This is a genomic window from Symmachiella dynata (assembly GCF_007747995.1).
Lineage (GTDB): Bacteria > Planctomycetota > Planctomycetia > Planctomycetales > Planctomycetaceae > Symmachiella > Symmachiella dynata.
On the sequence record NZ_CP036276.1, the window covers coordinates 4,858,991 to 4,874,775 of the forward strand.

The window sequence follows — 15,785 nt, forward strand, 5'->3', positions numbered from 1 at the left end:
GAATTATCCATTTGTCGATTGACCGCCAAGGAATCTGTGATGCGCTTTGCCTGGGGAGTGGTGATCGTCCTCGTCGTCTCTTGTACGGCCAGCCCGTGCCTCGCACAACGTGGCGGGCCTTCGCCTGAACGATTCTTTCGTATGCTCGACAACGATGGAGACGGCACGATTCGTGGCAGCGAATGGGATCGCATACCGCGGCTGCGGGGCATGCTGGAAGATATGGAGATCGACCCCGAACGCGGCGTGAAACTGGAGGAATTTGAAAGCCTCTCCGGCGAAATGATGCAACGTATGCGCGACCAGGGAGGTTTTCGTGGTCGCGGTCGGCGTGGGGACCGTGATGGCGACGAGGGACGCGATCGTGGCTATTCCCGAGGACGCTCGGGAGAATCAGATTCGGACGGAGACAGACGCGACTATGGACGTCGCGGAAGATCGCGTTTTGATCGGTCGTCGCGTGATAGCGATTCGAATGACGAGGAGGACAGGGACTCGGGACGACGTGGTTTTGGTCGCCGTCGCTCAGACGGCGGCGATTCCAGCGATGACAACAGACGCTCGCGAGGCTCTCGACGTCAGGAAAGACAAGACCGTAACGCAACGAATCGCAGTAGCAGCAATCAGCGCAATTCCGGGGACGAACCAAGACCGCGTGTGACCCTGTCGCTTCCAGCCGAGTATGCCTCCCGAGACCAAAACCGCGACGGTCAACTCGGTTTGTATGAATGGCCGCAAACGGATTTTTCGGCATTCGCCCGCTTAGATCACAATGGCGACGGATTTTTAACGCCGCGGGAATTGCAACGGTCTGACCGGCCAACCAGCAATCCCTCTGTCGTGAGCGTCGCCGCTCCACCGGCCCGCCCAAGCCGCACCGTAGCAAAGCCAGCTAGCGCATCGAGTTCGGACCAAGATGGTTCGAAATACCAAAAGTCAGCAGAATATGCGTTCCGCGCGCTGGATCGCGACAAGGATGGTGTGGTCGCGGTCGAGGAATGGAAACGGAGCCGATCCACACGGCCGCTGTTTGAGAAGGGGGGCGTGGACATTTCGCAAACCATGTCCCGCGAAGACTTTATCGCAAATTACATCCGTTTGCGTTCTCAGTAAGACGCCTTCTCAACGACTCGCTCGGCTTGGCCCAGAAAACGCTGCTTTTCGCAGCTGCTGCGCGGTATTATCGCCTGTACACAGCTAAATCGAAAAAAAACGATGTCAGGGCGACTTATTCTTGGTTTTTGCCGACCGGATTACCCCGTTGCGGTGTTGAATCTTAGTGACGTCCGAGAAAAATCGGAAAATGCGTCATAAGTTATTCGGAGGCAACGAAGTAGGGCTCACGGCCACACACCCTCTCTTGTGCCTGCTTTTATGCTCCCGGTAAAATTCCAGTAGTCCATGATTAGTCATTCCGAGCAACACACGCCGAAAGGCGACAGCCGTCGTTCGACTCGCCCTTTGTCCGAAGGCAATATTTTAATGCGCGAATTTTCAACACGACTCACGATCCTGATGGTGCTGGCGTTGTTCCAGGTACTGGCGTCCCAAACGATCGAGGCTCAGGAACGGGGCGGGCGGCGCGGGGGCGGATTCAATCGCGGCGGCGGAATGGGCCGCGGAGGCTTTGGCGGCGGCCGGAGTGGATTACTCGGCGCATTGTCGCGGGAAGAAATCCAGACCGAAATCAATCTCACCGCCGAGCAATCTGAAAAGTTCGAAGCACTCCGGGACAAGGTGAGCGAGCAGAGTCGAGAACTGTTTTCCGGTATGCGTGACGCTTCACCCGAAGAACGACAAGAACTCTTTGAGAAAGCACGGACCGCAGGGCAAAAACTGCAGGCAGAGGCCGATGCCGAATTAAAAACGATTCTGACAGCTGACCAAGCGACGCGGCTGCAACAAGTCTCGTGGCAATTGCAAGGGGCACGGGCGCTCGACAACGAGGAAGTGAATTCCCAATTGAAATTGTCGGCGGAACAACTCAAGCAGATCTCCGCCATTGTCGAGGAAGCCAACGAATCGCGCCGCGGCTCATTCGGTGGTCGGCGGCGTGGTACGGGCGGAGACCGTCCCAGTCGCGAAGAACAGCGTGCTGAGTTGGACGCCAAATTGGTGGCCGTCTTGACGCCAGAACAGCAACAACAATGGACGGCGATGCTCGGACCGACAGTCGAGGGTTTGAACGAATCCCGCAGGCGCGGTGGCAACTCCAGGAGAAACCGATCTGATCGGGACCGGTCCGAGGAGAAACCGGACAAGCCGAAACGGACTCAGACAGAAGCCGCAACACCTTCGAATCTCGCGCCCACAGACGGGACCGTCGTGGCCGACCTCTCCGCTGCCCCGAAGACACCGGAAGTGACGGAATCGGCCCAGCCTGCGGACGACGAGAATTTGCTGTCGTTTAATTTCCGCTACGCGCCGTGGGAAATGGTGCTGCGACGATTTGCCGAAGAAGCACAACTGAACCTCCAGATGGATGTCGTGCCGCCGGGGACGCTCAACTATTTTGACAAGGGGCGTTATACGCCGACTCAAGCGCTGGACGTGCTGAATGGATACCTGTTGCAAAAGGGGTACTTGCTCGTCAGACGGGATCGCTTTCTGGTGGTCGTCAACATCGACGACGGTATTCCACCGAATCTGGTGCCGCAAGTGACGGTCGAAGAGTTGCAAAACCGCGGCAACAATGAGTTGGTCTCGATCGTGGTTTCCCTGCCGGGGACCGATACGGAAACCGTGTCTGAAGAAGTCACTGCCATGCTGGGACCGCAAGGCAAAGTGGTTCCCATGGCGAATCTGTCGCGGTTAGTCATCACCGATACGGGTGGAAATCTGCGACGTATCCACCGCTTGTTGGTGGGAGACAATGACGGGCCGAAAAAATCGCAGAAGTTCCGCGCATTTCCGTTGAAATACGTCTCTGCCATCGATGCGGATAAGATTGTGCGAGATTTGTTTGGCTTGCCCGCAAGGGGATCGGCCAATAACGTCAGTGCGGCAAGTTCCTCAAACTCCGCCAGCGATCGTTACAGCCGTTTTCGTGGCTCACGGGATCGCGGGCGCGACGATCGTCGTGAATCCTCCCGAACGCCACCAGCGCCGGCATCAACAACCGGCGATGCCGTCCGCTTGGCGATTGACGAACGAACCAATAGCCTGTTGGTCACCGCATCGCCTGAGAACTTGCTGATCGTTGAAGAGGCACTGCAATCGGTCGACGTTGGAGAAGGTCCGGGGGGCGTGGCCATCGGCGGCAGCTCGAACCGGCCCCAATTAGAAGTTTACGAAGTCCAATCGGCCGACCCGCGTGAAGTCACGAAAACACTCGATGCACTGTTGCCGGGTGTGGTGGTGAATGAAGATGGCCGCGCGCGTCGCATTCATATTCTGGCCACTCCAGATGAGCATCGGCAAATTCGCGCGATCATCGATCAACTCGATGGAGCGGGGAGCGGACAAGGTGTCACGGTTGTCAACCTGACTCAGTTGGATCCCTTGGCGGCTGCTGGAACGTTGCGGTCGTTGTTTGAAGGAGATGGGGACAGCATCCCGACCATTGAACCGGATCTTGCCGGTCGCCGGCTGTTGATCCGCGGGACGACGGAGCAATTGGCGCAAATCAAAACGTTGTTGGCACAATTGGGCGAGGATGGGACGCGACAAGTTGGTACTGGCTCACCGGATCGCGGACCGATCCGCACGATTTCTCTTGGCGGCCGAGACGGCGGGGAATTGATCAAGCTGTTGCAACAGGTTTGGGGAGAATCCAGCAAGAATCCGATTCGCGTGGTCGTTCCCTCGGCAGTCGCACCGACGATGCGTTCAGAATCACCTGAGCAATCGAAACGGAAGCCGGTGCAACCAGTTGATGTGGAACCGGCAGTCTTGCGTCGAGAAAGCACTGAGGCCGACGTGGATGAGTCGTTGGAAAATGAATCGTCAGAGAGTGACTTGGACGAGGACCTCGATGCCTTTCTCGACGAACTGGAAGAAGGCGTGGATGCCGAGTTCAATGATGCCGAGACCAATGACGAAGTCGCTGTCGCACCGACCATGGAAGAATCAACAACCCAAACGGGCGCCCCCATCGTGATCGCCCCTAACGGCGGGAATTTGATCATTGCTTCGGAAGATGCCGAAGCCCTCAATCGCGTGGAGAATTTGATCGAAGCCTTGGCGCGTGCAGCTCCTCGCAAACGACAGTGGACGGTGTTCTATCTCCGTTCATCAGATGCACTCGAGACTGCCAGTACATTGGCTGAGTTATTCCCGGCTGGCTCGGTGGCGGCTCCCGCCGCTGGTGGGGGGACGAGTCTGGTGGGCTCGCTTTCATCGCTGGGTGGAAGTTTGATGGATATGTCCGGTCTATCCTCGCTGGGAGCGGGAACCGAATCGTTGCGAATCATTCCTGAACCGCGACTGAATGCCCTGTTTGTCAGCGGGCCGGCTGCGCAAATTGATGAAATTGAAAACGTGCTTAAAATTCTCGATGGGGGCGACTTGCCCGAATCGCTACGGGAGCGTCTGCCCCGACGGATCGCGCTGGAACACGCCGACGTCAATGAAGTCGCTGCGATTGTCCGTGAAGTCTACAAGGACTACATGGAAGAACCGGATCGTGGCAGACGAGGGGGTGGCGGTGGCAATCCGCTGGCCATGATGCTCGGGGGTGGTCAACAACAAGCCTCCGCACCGGGGGCAGGAATCAAACTCACGCTGGGTGTGGATGCCCGGACGAATACTTTGATTGTGGCTGCCAGCAACGCGTTGTTTGAGCAAATCGCAGAGATGGTGGAATCGATTGATCAATCGGCCGCCGATGCGCAGCAGACGGTGCGTGTGGTCCCGATCGACGCCAATAGTGCACCGTTGATTGAGCAATCATTGGGATCGCTGTTTGGGAAAATCAAAGTCAGTACAACCACCGGCAGCGCTCGCGCCTCCAAACCGGCGGAATCGACGAAAAGCTCGTCGTCAGGCTCTGCCGATGAGCAGCGCAGCAACGAAATTCGCCAATTTTTCGAGCGGCGCATGCGGGAACGCATGCAGGGTGGAGGCGACCGTGGGCGAGGAGGTCGCGGGCGGCGATCTGAAAGAAGCGGAGGCAGGGGTGGTTTTTCTGGCGCACGTGGCGAACGAAGTCGTTAGAATATATTGATCCGGCCGACGAATTCCAAACAAAAGTCGCCGTTCAGGAGATCTTATTCCTGTGGGCCAACGTGCCCAAGGCGATTCGAGTCAGCCGTTAAAATGCGTTCTCATTATCTCAGTCGAAGTTGAAAGTCATTCATACCGTCATTCCTCCGCGACCTTGCCAGCGTATCGGCGTTCTCTGCTCCGCCGAGCCTCAGGCTGGTGATCACGTCACGGAAAAGTTTCCCTACAAGTCGTTTCAAAACCCTCTGACGCGTCTCACTGACACTGATCTGAACGTTTCGAAAACAAACACAACCGGGTTTTGAAACTGGTTTTAGACAATCAAATCGCGATGTCACCGCGGAAGTCCGCTCGATGTCGTCCAACAAATCGGGGTTTGTGTTGCCACCATGGATATTGGAAACATTCTAGTCGGTCACGGATTGCTCAGCGACAGCCAACTCGAAACCGCCACAGCACAAGGGGCGGGCCAGCGCGTGGACCGCGTCGCCGTCGAGATGGGATTTGTCAGCGAAGAAGATGCGCTCAAAGCGTTCGGCGACGAGTTGGGCATGCGTTTTGTTGACCTAAAAAAGGTCGAGGTCGATCCCGAGTTCTTGGCCGGGTTTCCCGCTCGCGAAATTTTCCGGCACACCGTCCTGCCGTTGGAACGCGAAAATGGGCACGTGTTGGTCGCCACCAGCGATCCGTTCGACTTGGAAGCGATTGACGAATTCAGTTCGGCCTCGGGTTGCCGTATCGAACCGGTCTTGGCCCGTCATGCGGACTTGTTGGAATTGATCAAAAGCAACCTGGGAGTCGGCGGCGATACGATTGGTCAGTTGGTCGCGCAGCGCAGCACCGAAGAAGTGGAACTGCTGGAAGGTATCGAGGAGGACGACAGCGAACTCGCGCAAATGGCCCAACAGGCCTCGGTGATCAAGTTGGTCAATGACCTGCTCATCGATGCGCTGGATCAGCACGCCAGTGACGTGCATCTGGAACCGACCGAACAGGGGTTCATCATCCGTTGCCGTGTCGACGGCATGTTGCGGGTGCAACCTGTTCCGCCGGAGATCAATCAATTTCAAGCCGCCATCATCAGCCGTTTGAAAATCATGGCGCGGATGAACATTGCCGAGAAACGTTTGCCCCAAGATGGTCGGATCAAGTTGCGGATTCGCGGACGCGAAATCGACGTGCGGGTTTCGATCATTCCCATGATGCATGGCGAGGGGGTCGTGTTGCGGTTGTTGGACAAACAGGCGATGACCTTCGACTTGGGTCACGTCGGTTTTCCGGAAGATTTGCACGCGATTTTCAAAGACATGATCAAACTGCCGTACGGGATTATTCTCGTGACAGGCCCAACCGGGAGTGGTAAAACGACCACGCTGTACTGTGGACTCAACGAGTTGCGTAGTACAGCGACCAAAATCATTACAGTCGAGGATCCGGTGGAGTACCACCTGCCCGGCGTGAATCAAATCCAGGTGCATGCCAAAATTGGTATGACGTTCGCTGCGGGATTGCGGAGTATTTTGCGACACGATCCGGACGTGATTCTCATCGGCGAAATCCGCGACGGCGAAACGGCCAACAGCGCAATTCAAGCGTCGTTGACGGGGCACGTTGTGTTCAGCACGCTACACACCAACGACGCTGCCAGCGCCTTTACGCGATTGGTCGACATGGGCGTCGAACCGTATCTGGTCGCGAGTACAGTCGAGGGTGTGTTGGCCCAACGTTTGATTCGCAAGTTGTGTCCGCTGTGCAAAGTCGCCTATCGACCGGACCCGGAGGAGATCCCCAGGGATATGGCGGCGGGGATGCCGGAAGAGATCTACAAACCTGCCGGTTGCCGCGAATGTCGCGACACGGGATATTCGGGCCGGACAGGTATTTTTGAATTGCTCCGCAGTGACGTGGGCGTGCGGCAATTATGCGTGGAACGCGCCAGTTCCGATCAGATCCGGCATTATGCGATGCAAAATGGATTTCAGACATTACGACACAGTGGATGGCAACGCGTGTTCGACGGAACGACCAGTATTGAAGAAGTGAACCGGATTACTAAAGCCGACCCTGTGTGATGCGAACAGTGTTGGCGATTCGCAGCGGCGGACACAGCGACGCTTGCAGTTGAGAATAATTTTGTCGGGACGATATCACCGGCCCTGTGCCATGTGCATTTTCATGAACCATTATGCCTGAATTCCAGTACATTGCCCGAGAGTTGAGCGGAACGGAAGTGACGGGTGTCATTACCGCCGCGAGCGAACATGAAGCTGTCAGTTCGCTGTCTCAGCGTGCGCTGTTTCCCGTTCAGGTGAATGCCACCGAAGATGCATCGAAACGCAAACGGGGTTGGGGCAACAAAGTTCGCAATCGGCATTTGGCGATGTTGTTTTCGCAACTCGCCGACTTGTTGCATTCGGGCGTGCCGCTGCTGCGATCACTTGAGATTTTGCAGCAACAAAGTTCACAAGCCGCGCTCTCGGCCGTGCTGGGGGATATTCGCGAGCGGGTGGCGGACGGAACGCCGTTGGCCGATGCCGTGACCGCGCATCCGGATGTGTTCAACGACTTAACGGCCAGTATGATCCGTGCCGGTGAGGAAGGTGGCTTCTTAGAGGATGTGCTCAAACGGATCGCGCAGTTCACCGAACATCAAGAAGATCTGAAAAGCCGCGTGGTGGGGGCGATCGCGTATCCCGCTTTCTTGGCCGTGATGGGATCGATCATTGTCACGGGGATCATCGTCTATTTTGTCCCCAAATTCGAACCGTTGTTTCAACGGCTGAAGGATCGCGGTGGACTCCCCTGGCCGACGACAGCACTGATGGCGCTCAGCGATTTTCTGGGGAGTTACGGGTTGTGGCTGATCGGAGCGATTGCGATCGTGGTTTGGTGGCTGAATCGCTATTTTGACACCGAAGCGGGCCGGCGGCGGATGGACTATTGGAAGCTGCATGTCGTCGGCGCCGGGCCGATCATTCGCAGTCTGGCGGTCTCCCGTTTTTGTCGTATTTTGGGAACCCTGCTGCACAACGGCGTACCCATTCTGCGATCCCTGCAGATATCGAAAGACGCAACCGGCAATGTGATACTCAGTGAAGCGGTTGGGTTGGCGGCGGAAAACATCTCTGCGGGAAAATCGCTGGCGCAACCACTTAAGAAAAGTGGTCAGTTTTCGACGGAGGTCGTGGAAATGATCGCTGTCGGTGAAGAGGCGAACAGCTTAGAAACCGTGCTCGTCGACATCGCCGATAACATGGAACGACGCACGAACCGGCAATTGGAGTTGTTCGTGCGACTGTTGGAACCGGTGATGTTGTTGGCCATGGCCGTGGTGATTTTATTCGTGGTCATTGCATTGTTACTGCCGGTCTTCAAAGGGGCGGGCGCGCTACAGTAAACTGTCATTTCGGTAAGTGGCAGCGGATACGAATACAAGATCGGGCACTCTGCCCTCTAGATAAAAACAATCAATCGGACAAAACAGACAATCAAACGTATTGATCACAGTACAGGAAAAGGAACAGTGACGATGAATTCCCCCAAACAAATCACGATCCAGCAACCACGTCGCGGCTTCACGTTGATCGAAGTCTTGTTGGTACTGGCGATCTTAGGCGTGATCATGGCGCTGGTTGTCCCGCAGCTGTTGGGCACGCAGCAACAAGCAAATATCGACGCGACGAGATTGAGTATCAAAGGTGTCGAACAGGGATTGCAGATGTACGCTCTGGATCACGACGGACAATTGCCGACCACCAGTGAAGGGTTGCAAGTCCTGATCGAGAATCCCGGGAACGACACGAAATGGAAAAAGCCCTATTTGGATGACACAACCATGTTGCCCAAAGACGCCTGGGGCAATCCGTTTCAATACGAGTTTCCCGGCCCCAACCATCCCAACAATTTGAAGGCCGACATTTGGTCGTTCGGCCCGGACAAACAGGACGGCACGGATGACGACATTGACAATTGGACGGTACAATCCGAGTAATTGTGATCGGAATCCCATGCTGAGACCCCGCTACCACCAGACATCCCGGAGGCACCGCGGCGGATTTACGTTGCTCGAAGTGTTACTTGTGCTGACGTTGCTGATTGTGATTTCGGCGGTGATTTGGCCGTCACTGGGTCGCATGTTCAGTCGTCAGAATATGGAACGTGCCCAGAGTGACGTGCAGGTCCTGTTGGCCGCCGCGCGGATCCGCGCCACCGAAGCGGGCGCCTCGTACCAATTTCGCTACGAAGTTGGTGGGCGACGGTATGTGTTGGTTCCGGCCGATGGAGCGGAATTGGTGGCGGTCGCCGATACACCAGGAACCGACCTCGCCACGGCGGCAAGTGAGGCCTGGAAGCGATCGGGCGAACTTCCCGAATCGGTGACCTTTCAACTACCAGCCGGATTATCCACCGACGCCGGCGGCGAACCGATCTCTGCGGAATTGCTGACTGGACTGCTCGATACCGATGCATTGTCGCGGGTGGCATGGGGACCGGCGATCTTGTTTCATCCCGACGGCACGGCATCGGACTCGATTTTTCTGATCGTTGATGATGTCAACGACGAGTCGACGACCATTACAGTGCGCGGTCTGACCGGTGCTTCGCATGCGACGGCGACACTCGTGGAGGAACAATAGATCATGCGATCCGCTTCCTCACAATTAGTGCTGCCCACAGCCAACCGCGCACCACGCAGCGGATTGACGTTGTTCGAGGTGTTGTTGTCGTTGGCGATTCTGGCTGCGGCCATGGCGGCGATCGCACAACTGGTCTCCAGCGGTGTCCAAGCTTCGGTGCGAGCGCGGCTGCAATCCGAGGCGATTATTCGTTGCCAAAGCCAATTGGCGGAGCTGATCGCCGTTGGGGATCCGCTGTCAGCGGTCGCCGATCAGCCGTTTGCCGACGATCCCGCATGGACGTGGAGCATCAGCGCCGCGGAAACCGATCAACCTGGTTTGGTGCAACTTGTGATGACCGTCACGCATGATCCCGGAGACGGTTTTGGCGACGTTTCGTATACCATCCCGCGGTTCTATCGCGACCCGATTGCCGCAGCCAGTCTGGCCGTCACTGAGCCTGAGGACGATACGGGAGAGACGCCATGATCCGTTCTCCCCATTCCCATAAATCGCACGCGCGTTCGGCTTTCACGTTGTTCGAAGTGTTGGTCGCTCTAGCATTGAGCACACTGTTGATCGCGGCGGCCTATGCGGCGCTCGAATTGTATTGGCGGCTCCGCACCGCCAGCGAAGACGAGGTGGAACAGGCGCAAGTCGCGCGGGCCGTAATGCAGCGTATCGAAGCGGATTTGTTGGCAACGACCTTTCAAGCAACCGCAGCCGGGGACACCACCACGCAGGCGGATTTGTCCTACGACGATGAGGACGCTCCTTTGGTTGAGGTCATCGATCCGGCGGACTCCAATGACGGCGGCAATAGTGGGCTGATTGGGGACGCGACGAGTGTCGTGTTAAGCGTGAGTTTGCCGCGATCACATGCCACGTATGCGGCGGTCTCCGACGGACCCATCGGCTTGCCGACCAGCGACCTAAAATCGGTGACCTATTTGTTAGCCGGCCCAGGTATGAGCGCATTGGCGCAAGCGGTGGCGGACCGTTTTCCGGATTCCAATTCAGGCGGATCGACCGTCGTCGGATTGTCGCGTATCGAGGGGGATCGGCTGATGTTGGCGCAAGCCGATGCCGTTGCCGATGTCGAGACGATTGCCTCAGAAGCGCAGTTGCTCGCACGGGAAATCAAATCGCTGCAATTTCAATACACCGATGGCTTGGATTGGTATGACAGTTGGGACAGCACGATTTACGGCTCACTGCCCCGCGCGGTGCGGATCACGGTTAGTTTTCAAGAACTGGATACCGCAGCGATTTCGGGAGGCAGCCAACCGGCAAAGTTGTATCAACTGGTCGTGGTCTTACCGCCGTCTGATCCGATTTCTGGTGGGGCAGCGAGCGATTACGAATCGGAGGAGGAAGACGATGCGGAGTAATCACCTGAATTTCACGCGCTGTGCTCAGTCCACGCCCCACGGCGGCCAACCGGCGGGCAGCGTGTTGTTGATTGTGCTGGTGGTGATCGTCTTTTTATCACTGGGCGCGTATACGTTTTCGGAGATGATGCTGATCGAAGCACAGTCGGCGAATTTGTATGGCCGCCGGGTCCAAGCCCGCGCCTTCGCCGATTCGGGGTTGGATTATGTCACCTCGCTTTTGGATAACGACCTGCCGGTCGGCACTTTGAATACCTATAACGACGCGACTCTGTACCGCGACATCATCGTGCAACCCGGCGATACTCCTCGAGCCCAAGGACGGTTTTCGATCATTGCCGCTTCGGAAGCGGATCTCTCACGCAAATCGATTCGGTTTGGATTGATGGATGAGTCGGGAAAACTCAACATCAATGCGTTGTCGCAACATAGCACGAGCACCGCCCGCACGATGCTGATGGGGATCCCGAATATGACCGACGAAATCGCTGATTCCATTTTGGACTGGACCGACCAAGACGATACACCGGGCGACTATGGGGCGGAAGAAGATTATTATCTGGCACTGCCGACTCCGTATGCGATAAAGAATGGTCCGCTGGAATCGCTCGATGAATTGTTATTAGTAAAAGGCATGACGCCGCAATTGTTGTACGGAGAAGATGCCGACCGCGACGGCATGCTGGATTCGGGAGAAGATGATGGTGACCTCTCGCATCCACCCGATGATGCCAACGGTGAGTTGGATTTGGGGTTTTCGGCATTCTTAACCGTCGATAGCCGCGAAGCAAATCTCCGGTCCGATGGCACACCACGGATCAACATCGCCTCTGACAAATTGGATGAGCTGTACGATCAATTGCTGGAAGAGTTTGATGAGGAGACAGCAAAATTTGTCGTCGCCTACCGGTTGTTTGGTCCCGCGGTTGATCCGTCGTCACAGCGCGGCGGAGGGTCCAGCGGGGGACGGACAGCGTCGAATTCGAAGAGCACAAGCCCCGGCGTGGGAACCGGTTCCTCCGACGGAGCAGACACGGCACAGACACTACAGCAAGACGATGTCGTGGGCACCGGGCAGTTGGGCGGACAAACGGGTGAACAAGGGGCGTCAACGGGTCAGTCTGGCGGATCGTCCTCGAAAAGCGGCGCCGTTGCGGCCGGCAAAGCGATCTTTGGTGGGCAGGGACAAGTGACTCGTGGCGGGATGGAACTCAGTGGCGGAGCAAAGTTTCCCGTGCGGTCGATCTTCGATCTGGTGGGAGTTTCGGTCAACGCACAAATTGATAAGACGCAAAAGACACTGGAAAGCCCTTGGGCGGATGATCCCGGCGAGATGCGGGACTATATCTCGGCGTTGGACGATACGGTGACGACCTTGAGCGAAGAGAATCTTGCGGGACGTATTAACATTAACGAAGCGTCAATTGAAGTGATGCGAGGCTTGCCGGAATTCACCGAGGAATTGGCGTATGACATCATCTCACGACGCAAGACCAGTTTGGACGGGCAATCGCTTTCGGCTTTGGCACAGGGCCGGGATTCGGTCGGCTGGCTGTATACCGAGAATGTGGTGGACCTGGAGACGCTGCGAAAAATCGCGCCGCTGCTGACCGGCGGCGGAGACGTCTATACAACACAGATTATGGGCTATTTCGATGCCGGCCCTCCGCTGGTGAGAATTGAGGCGGTGATCGATGCGACACAAAAACCAGCGAAGGTGATCAAAGTCCGCGAAATGACTCCGCTGGGAATCGGATATCCGCGGGACCTGTTTTCGACAGCGGAGTAGAGGAATGTTTGCGTTGTAACGGTCGCACGGCTCATGGGGGCGGTCTTGCGGTCGGTGGAGCGGTCGAGTTTTTGGCCCGCTACAAGCGTTGCCCCATCGCCACGGATCTGGCAGTAAGATTTTTTTGGGAAAGTGGTTGCCCGCGGTCGACCGGGCGGCGATGATGGAATGAGTCGCGGAGTGATTTTATTCCGCCGACGATGCGCTCAGTTTGAAAAGTCAGGGGAGCTATGCCCGATTTATTGGCGTTGGAATTCGAATCGAATAAAGTCCTGGGGATCGATGCGCAAGTCTCACCGACGGGCGTGCGGATCCGCAAATGCTTTGAATTGGAAATTCCTGAGTCGCTGGATCTCGCCACCAATCCCACGGAGGCGGGGGAGTGGCTGAAACAACAACTCAAAGACTTAAACGTGCAAGCCACTCAAGCGGTGGCGACGCTTCCACGTGAAATTGCCGTCGCGCGGCATATCGCGATGCCGGATGTGCCGGATGAGGAATTGCCCGAGTTGGTGAAATACCAAGCGGGTCTGAAGTCGGCCTTACCCTTGGACCAATTGGCGCTAGATTTTTTACCCTTGCCCAAAGCCGAGGGCGACGACGCCCGGGATGTGTTGATTACGACCGTGCCGAAACAAGCACTGCAGGAAATCAAAGCCATCACCGAGGCGGCGGGGTTGCAGGTCACCAAAGTGGGGCTCAGTCCGGTTTCGGCAGCCGAGGTGGCCTTGCGATCGGCTGACCATTCGACAGATACAGCGACGGGATCGCTGGTGGTCACCCGGCACGGGCCGCGCGTGGAGATTTCGATCGTCAAAGGGGCCAACGTCGTCTTCTCGCATTTCACACAAATTGCGAGTCCGACCGAGTCGGATGCCAACCCAGCCATCATTGCGGCAATCGCCCGCTCGATGATGGGACTGACTGGTCCGATCACCAGCCAGGAAGTCGCACATGCGTGGTTGCTCGGTTCGCAAGAGGAATTCGGAGCGTTAGCGCCTGCCTTGGAAAAACGGCTCAATCCCAGCGTGCAGATTCTCGATCCTTTTGAGACATCGGGAGTCACCGTCCGCACGGAGCTACCCCTCAACCGGTCGGCGTATTCGGCTCTCGTTGGAAGCTTGCTGGCGCAATCGCAACCGCTGGCGGCTCCGGTCGACTATCTCGCACCGCGTCGTCCACCGGTCAAACCCAATCATGCCCGACGCCGCGCGATTATTGGAACCGTCGTTGCAGCCTGTCTCGCTATCGCGGTGGGCGGGACCATGTATTTTAAGATCAACAAGTTGAATAAAACGATCGCCGACATGCGAGCTGACAAGAAACGGCTCGACGAACTTGCGGAACGTGGGGAGCCGATTTTAGAAAAGGTCCAACTCCTGGATGAATGGACGGCCGACCGCCAACTTTGGTTGGACGAGATGGCCGCGCTCAACAGGTATTTGCCTCCCACAGATCGGGCATTTTTTAATCAAATCCAATTCAACTTAGGGACTGGCAACAATCCTCCCAAGATTTCACTGGACGGATTCTCCCGCCAGCGCAGCGATGCGATTGAATTGGGTGAGCGGATAATTCGACATCAAGATCAGCGGTACGGATTGTTTCAAGATGGACAAAAGCCGGACGACAAAGATCCTTATCATCCGTGGAAGTTCGACATGGAACTGCTACTGAATGAGGATGCCCCGGCGGTGAAACTGACGACGGCAAAACCGAAAGCCGATTCTAAGACCGAAGCGGTTACCCCGAAGACACCCGCCGACGCCCCGCCGAGCGGTCCTGCTGCTGAAGAAAAAACGGAGGAAACCGCATCATGAATCGCCGCGAGAAAATATTAGCGATTGTTTTGCTTTCCGCCGTCGGCTTGTGGGGCGCCCGCTCCCTGATCTCCGATGTGCTTTTAGCACCGATTAACAACCGGAAAGCTGAAATCACCTCACTGCAATCGCAGATTGACAAACAAAACGACCAGGTTAATACCATCCTGGCAGCCACGCGCAAATTGGCCAACTTGAAGCAACAAAGTTTGCCACCCGACCATTACGAAGCGGCTGCGCTGTATAAAAACTGGTTGCTGGAGCAGGCGGAACAGGCGGAATTTAAGAACATTCATGTCACGAGGACTCGTATTGTCCCCACCAAAGAGACGTACGCCATCATCGGCATGACGGTCGCTGCTCAAGGCACCTTGAAGCAGGTTGCTGATTACTTATTCGCGATCCAGCGGGCGGACTTATTGCAAAAGGTCCGCAAGGTCGACCTGCAATCCGACAAACACGAAGGGGAGCCGGCACTTGAAGTGATGATCGTGATTGACGCTTTGGCCATCAATGACGCAACACCGCGCGAGACATTGTTTGAAGAAGGACGTGCTGAAGCGGTCTCGGAACTAATGGATGGTAAAACGCGTGAACAGTATGCGTTGATCACGGATCGCAATCCGTTTGTCCGCGGCTACAACGGACCTCCGCCTCCCAAAGTCGTCGAAAAGCCGCCGGAAAAAGATCCAGAACCGGAAAAGCCGGGCATCGATGCGGCGGAGCATGTCTATCTCGTTGGCACGGTGGCCAAAGGGGACCAATGGGACGCCCTGCTGTATGATCGCACGACCAACAGTCGTACATCGTTGCTCGAAGGGAAAGGTTTTGAGGTAGCGGGAATTAAGGGGACCGTCTTAAAAATTGGTTCCGATTATCTGACCCTTCAAATCGACGACGCTGTTTGGCGATTGGAATTGGGACAGAACCTGCGGCAAATCGAAAAAGTCGAAGCCGTGGAGGCGAAACCAGAAACGCCGACGACCGCGTCCGTCGAGTAAATCCG

At 56.4% G+C, this 15,785-nt stretch carries 11 protein-coding genes; all 11 read left to right on the forward strand.

Going from position 1 to position 15,785, the window contains the following annotated elements:
- Window positions 1-39: 39 nt before the first annotated feature.
- Window positions 40-1,113, forward strand: a complete 1,074-nt coding sequence (locus tag Mal52_RS18430) for an EF-hand domain-containing protein (protein WP_145377783.1) — start codon at window positions 40-42, stop codon at window positions 1,111-1,113.
- A gap of 369 nt (window positions 1,114-1,482) precedes the next feature.
- Window positions 1,483-5,154: a secretin N-terminal domain-containing protein gene (locus tag Mal52_RS18435; RefSeq protein ID WP_145377784.1), complete on the forward strand. Its 3,672-nt coding sequence runs from the start codon at window positions 1,483-1,485 to the stop codon at window positions 5,152-5,154.
- A 398-nt stretch (window positions 5,155-5,552) separates the two neighbouring features.
- Entirely contained in the window at window positions 5,553-7,235 is a 1,683-nt protein-coding gene (locus Mal52_RS18440; RefSeq protein WP_145377785.1) for a GspE/PulE family protein, read from the forward strand.
- Window positions 7,236-7,348: 113 nt separating this feature from the next.
- Window positions 7,349-8,560 carry a type II secretion system F family protein gene (locus Mal52_RS18445; RefSeq protein ID WP_145377787.1) on the forward strand — a complete coding sequence of 404 codons (1,212 nt, stop codon included), beginning with the start codon at window positions 7,349-7,351 and terminating at the stop codon, window positions 8,558-8,560.
- Window positions 8,561-8,692: 132 nt separating this feature from the next.
- Window positions 8,693-9,154, forward strand: coding sequence for a type II secretion system major pseudopilin GspG (gene gspG, locus Mal52_RS18450; protein ID WP_145377789.1), 462 nt, complete (start codon window positions 8,693-8,695; stop codon window positions 9,152-9,154).
- Window positions 9,155-9,170: 16 nt separating this feature from the next.
- Window positions 9,171-9,800: a prepilin-type N-terminal cleavage/methylation domain-containing protein gene (locus Mal52_RS18455; RefSeq protein ID WP_197534310.1), complete on the forward strand. Its 630-nt coding sequence runs from the start codon at window positions 9,171-9,173 to the stop codon at window positions 9,798-9,800.
- 3 nt (window positions 9,801-9,803) lie between these two features.
- The gene (locus tag Mal52_RS18460) at window positions 9,804-10,268 is read left to right on the forward strand and encodes a prepilin-type N-terminal cleavage/methylation domain-containing protein (protein WP_145377793.1); all 465 of its coding nucleotides are present in this window, start codon (window positions 9,804-9,806) and stop codon (window positions 10,266-10,268) included.
- Window positions 10,265-11,170, forward strand: a complete 906-nt coding sequence (locus Mal52_RS18465) for a prepilin-type N-terminal cleavage/methylation domain-containing protein (RefSeq protein ID WP_145380706.1) — start codon at window positions 10,265-10,267, stop codon at window positions 11,168-11,170. Before Mal52_RS18460 ends, Mal52_RS18465 begins: the two co-directional genes overlap by 4 nt.
- Window positions 11,160-12,959: a type II secretion system minor pseudopilin gene (locus Mal52_RS18470; RefSeq protein ID WP_197534311.1), complete on the forward strand. Its 1,800-nt coding sequence runs from the start codon at window positions 11,160-11,162 to the stop codon at window positions 12,957-12,959. The genes Mal52_RS18465 and Mal52_RS18470 overlap by 11 nt, the downstream gene beginning before the upstream one ends.
- Window positions 12,960-13,189: 230 nt before the next feature.
- Complete coding sequence (pilM, locus tag Mal52_RS18475; protein ID WP_145377797.1) at window positions 13,190-14,779, forward strand: type IV pilus biogenesis protein PilM; 1,590 nt, start codon at window positions 13,190-13,192, stop codon at window positions 14,777-14,779.
- Window positions 14,776-15,780 (forward strand): hypothetical protein, encoded by a 1,005-nt coding sequence (locus tag Mal52_RS18480; RefSeq protein ID WP_145377799.1) that lies wholly within the window; start codon window positions 14,776-14,778, stop codon window positions 15,778-15,780. Before pilM ends, Mal52_RS18480 begins: the two co-directional genes overlap by 4 nt.
- Window positions 15,781-15,785: the final 5 nt, after the last annotated feature.

Coding starts and splice junctions, on each gene's coding strand:
- Mal52_RS18445 (WP_145377787.1), top strand. CDS start 7,349: ATGCCTGAATTCCAGTACATTGCCCGAGAGTTGAGCGGAACGGAAGTG.
- Mal52_RS18460 (WP_145377793.1), top strand. CDS start 9,804: ATGCGATCCGCTTCCTCACAATTAGTGCTGCCCACAGCCAACCGCGCA.
- Mal52_RS18480 (WP_145377799.1), top strand. CDS start 14,776: ATGAATCGCCGCGAGAAAATATTAGCGATTGTTTTGCTTTCCGCCGTC.
- Mal52_RS18435 (WP_145377784.1), top strand. CDS start 1,483: ATGCGCGAATTTTCAACACGACTCACGATCCTGATGGTGCTGGCGTTG.
- Mal52_RS18430 (WP_145377783.1), top strand. CDS start 40: ATGCGCTTTGCCTGGGGAGTGGTGATCGTCCTCGTCGTCTCTTGTACG.
- Mal52_RS18440 (WP_145377785.1), top strand. CDS start 5,553: ATGGATATTGGAAACATTCTAGTCGGTCACGGATTGCTCAGCGACAGC.
- pilM (WP_145377797.1), top strand. CDS start 13,190: ATGCCCGATTTATTGGCGTTGGAATTCGAATCGAATAAAGTCCTGGGG.
- gspG (WP_145377789.1), top strand. CDS start 8,693: ATGAATTCCCCCAAACAAATCACGATCCAGCAACCACGTCGCGGCTTC.
- Mal52_RS18455 (WP_197534310.1), top strand. CDS start 9,171: ATGCTGAGACCCCGCTACCACCAGACATCCCGGAGGCACCGCGGCGGA.
- Mal52_RS18465 (WP_145380706.1), top strand. CDS start 10,265: ATGATCCGTTCTCCCCATTCCCATAAATCGCACGCGCGTTCGGCTTTC.
- Mal52_RS18470 (WP_197534311.1), top strand. CDS start 11,160: ATGCGGAGTAATCACCTGAATTTCACGCGCTGTGCTCAGTCCACGCCC.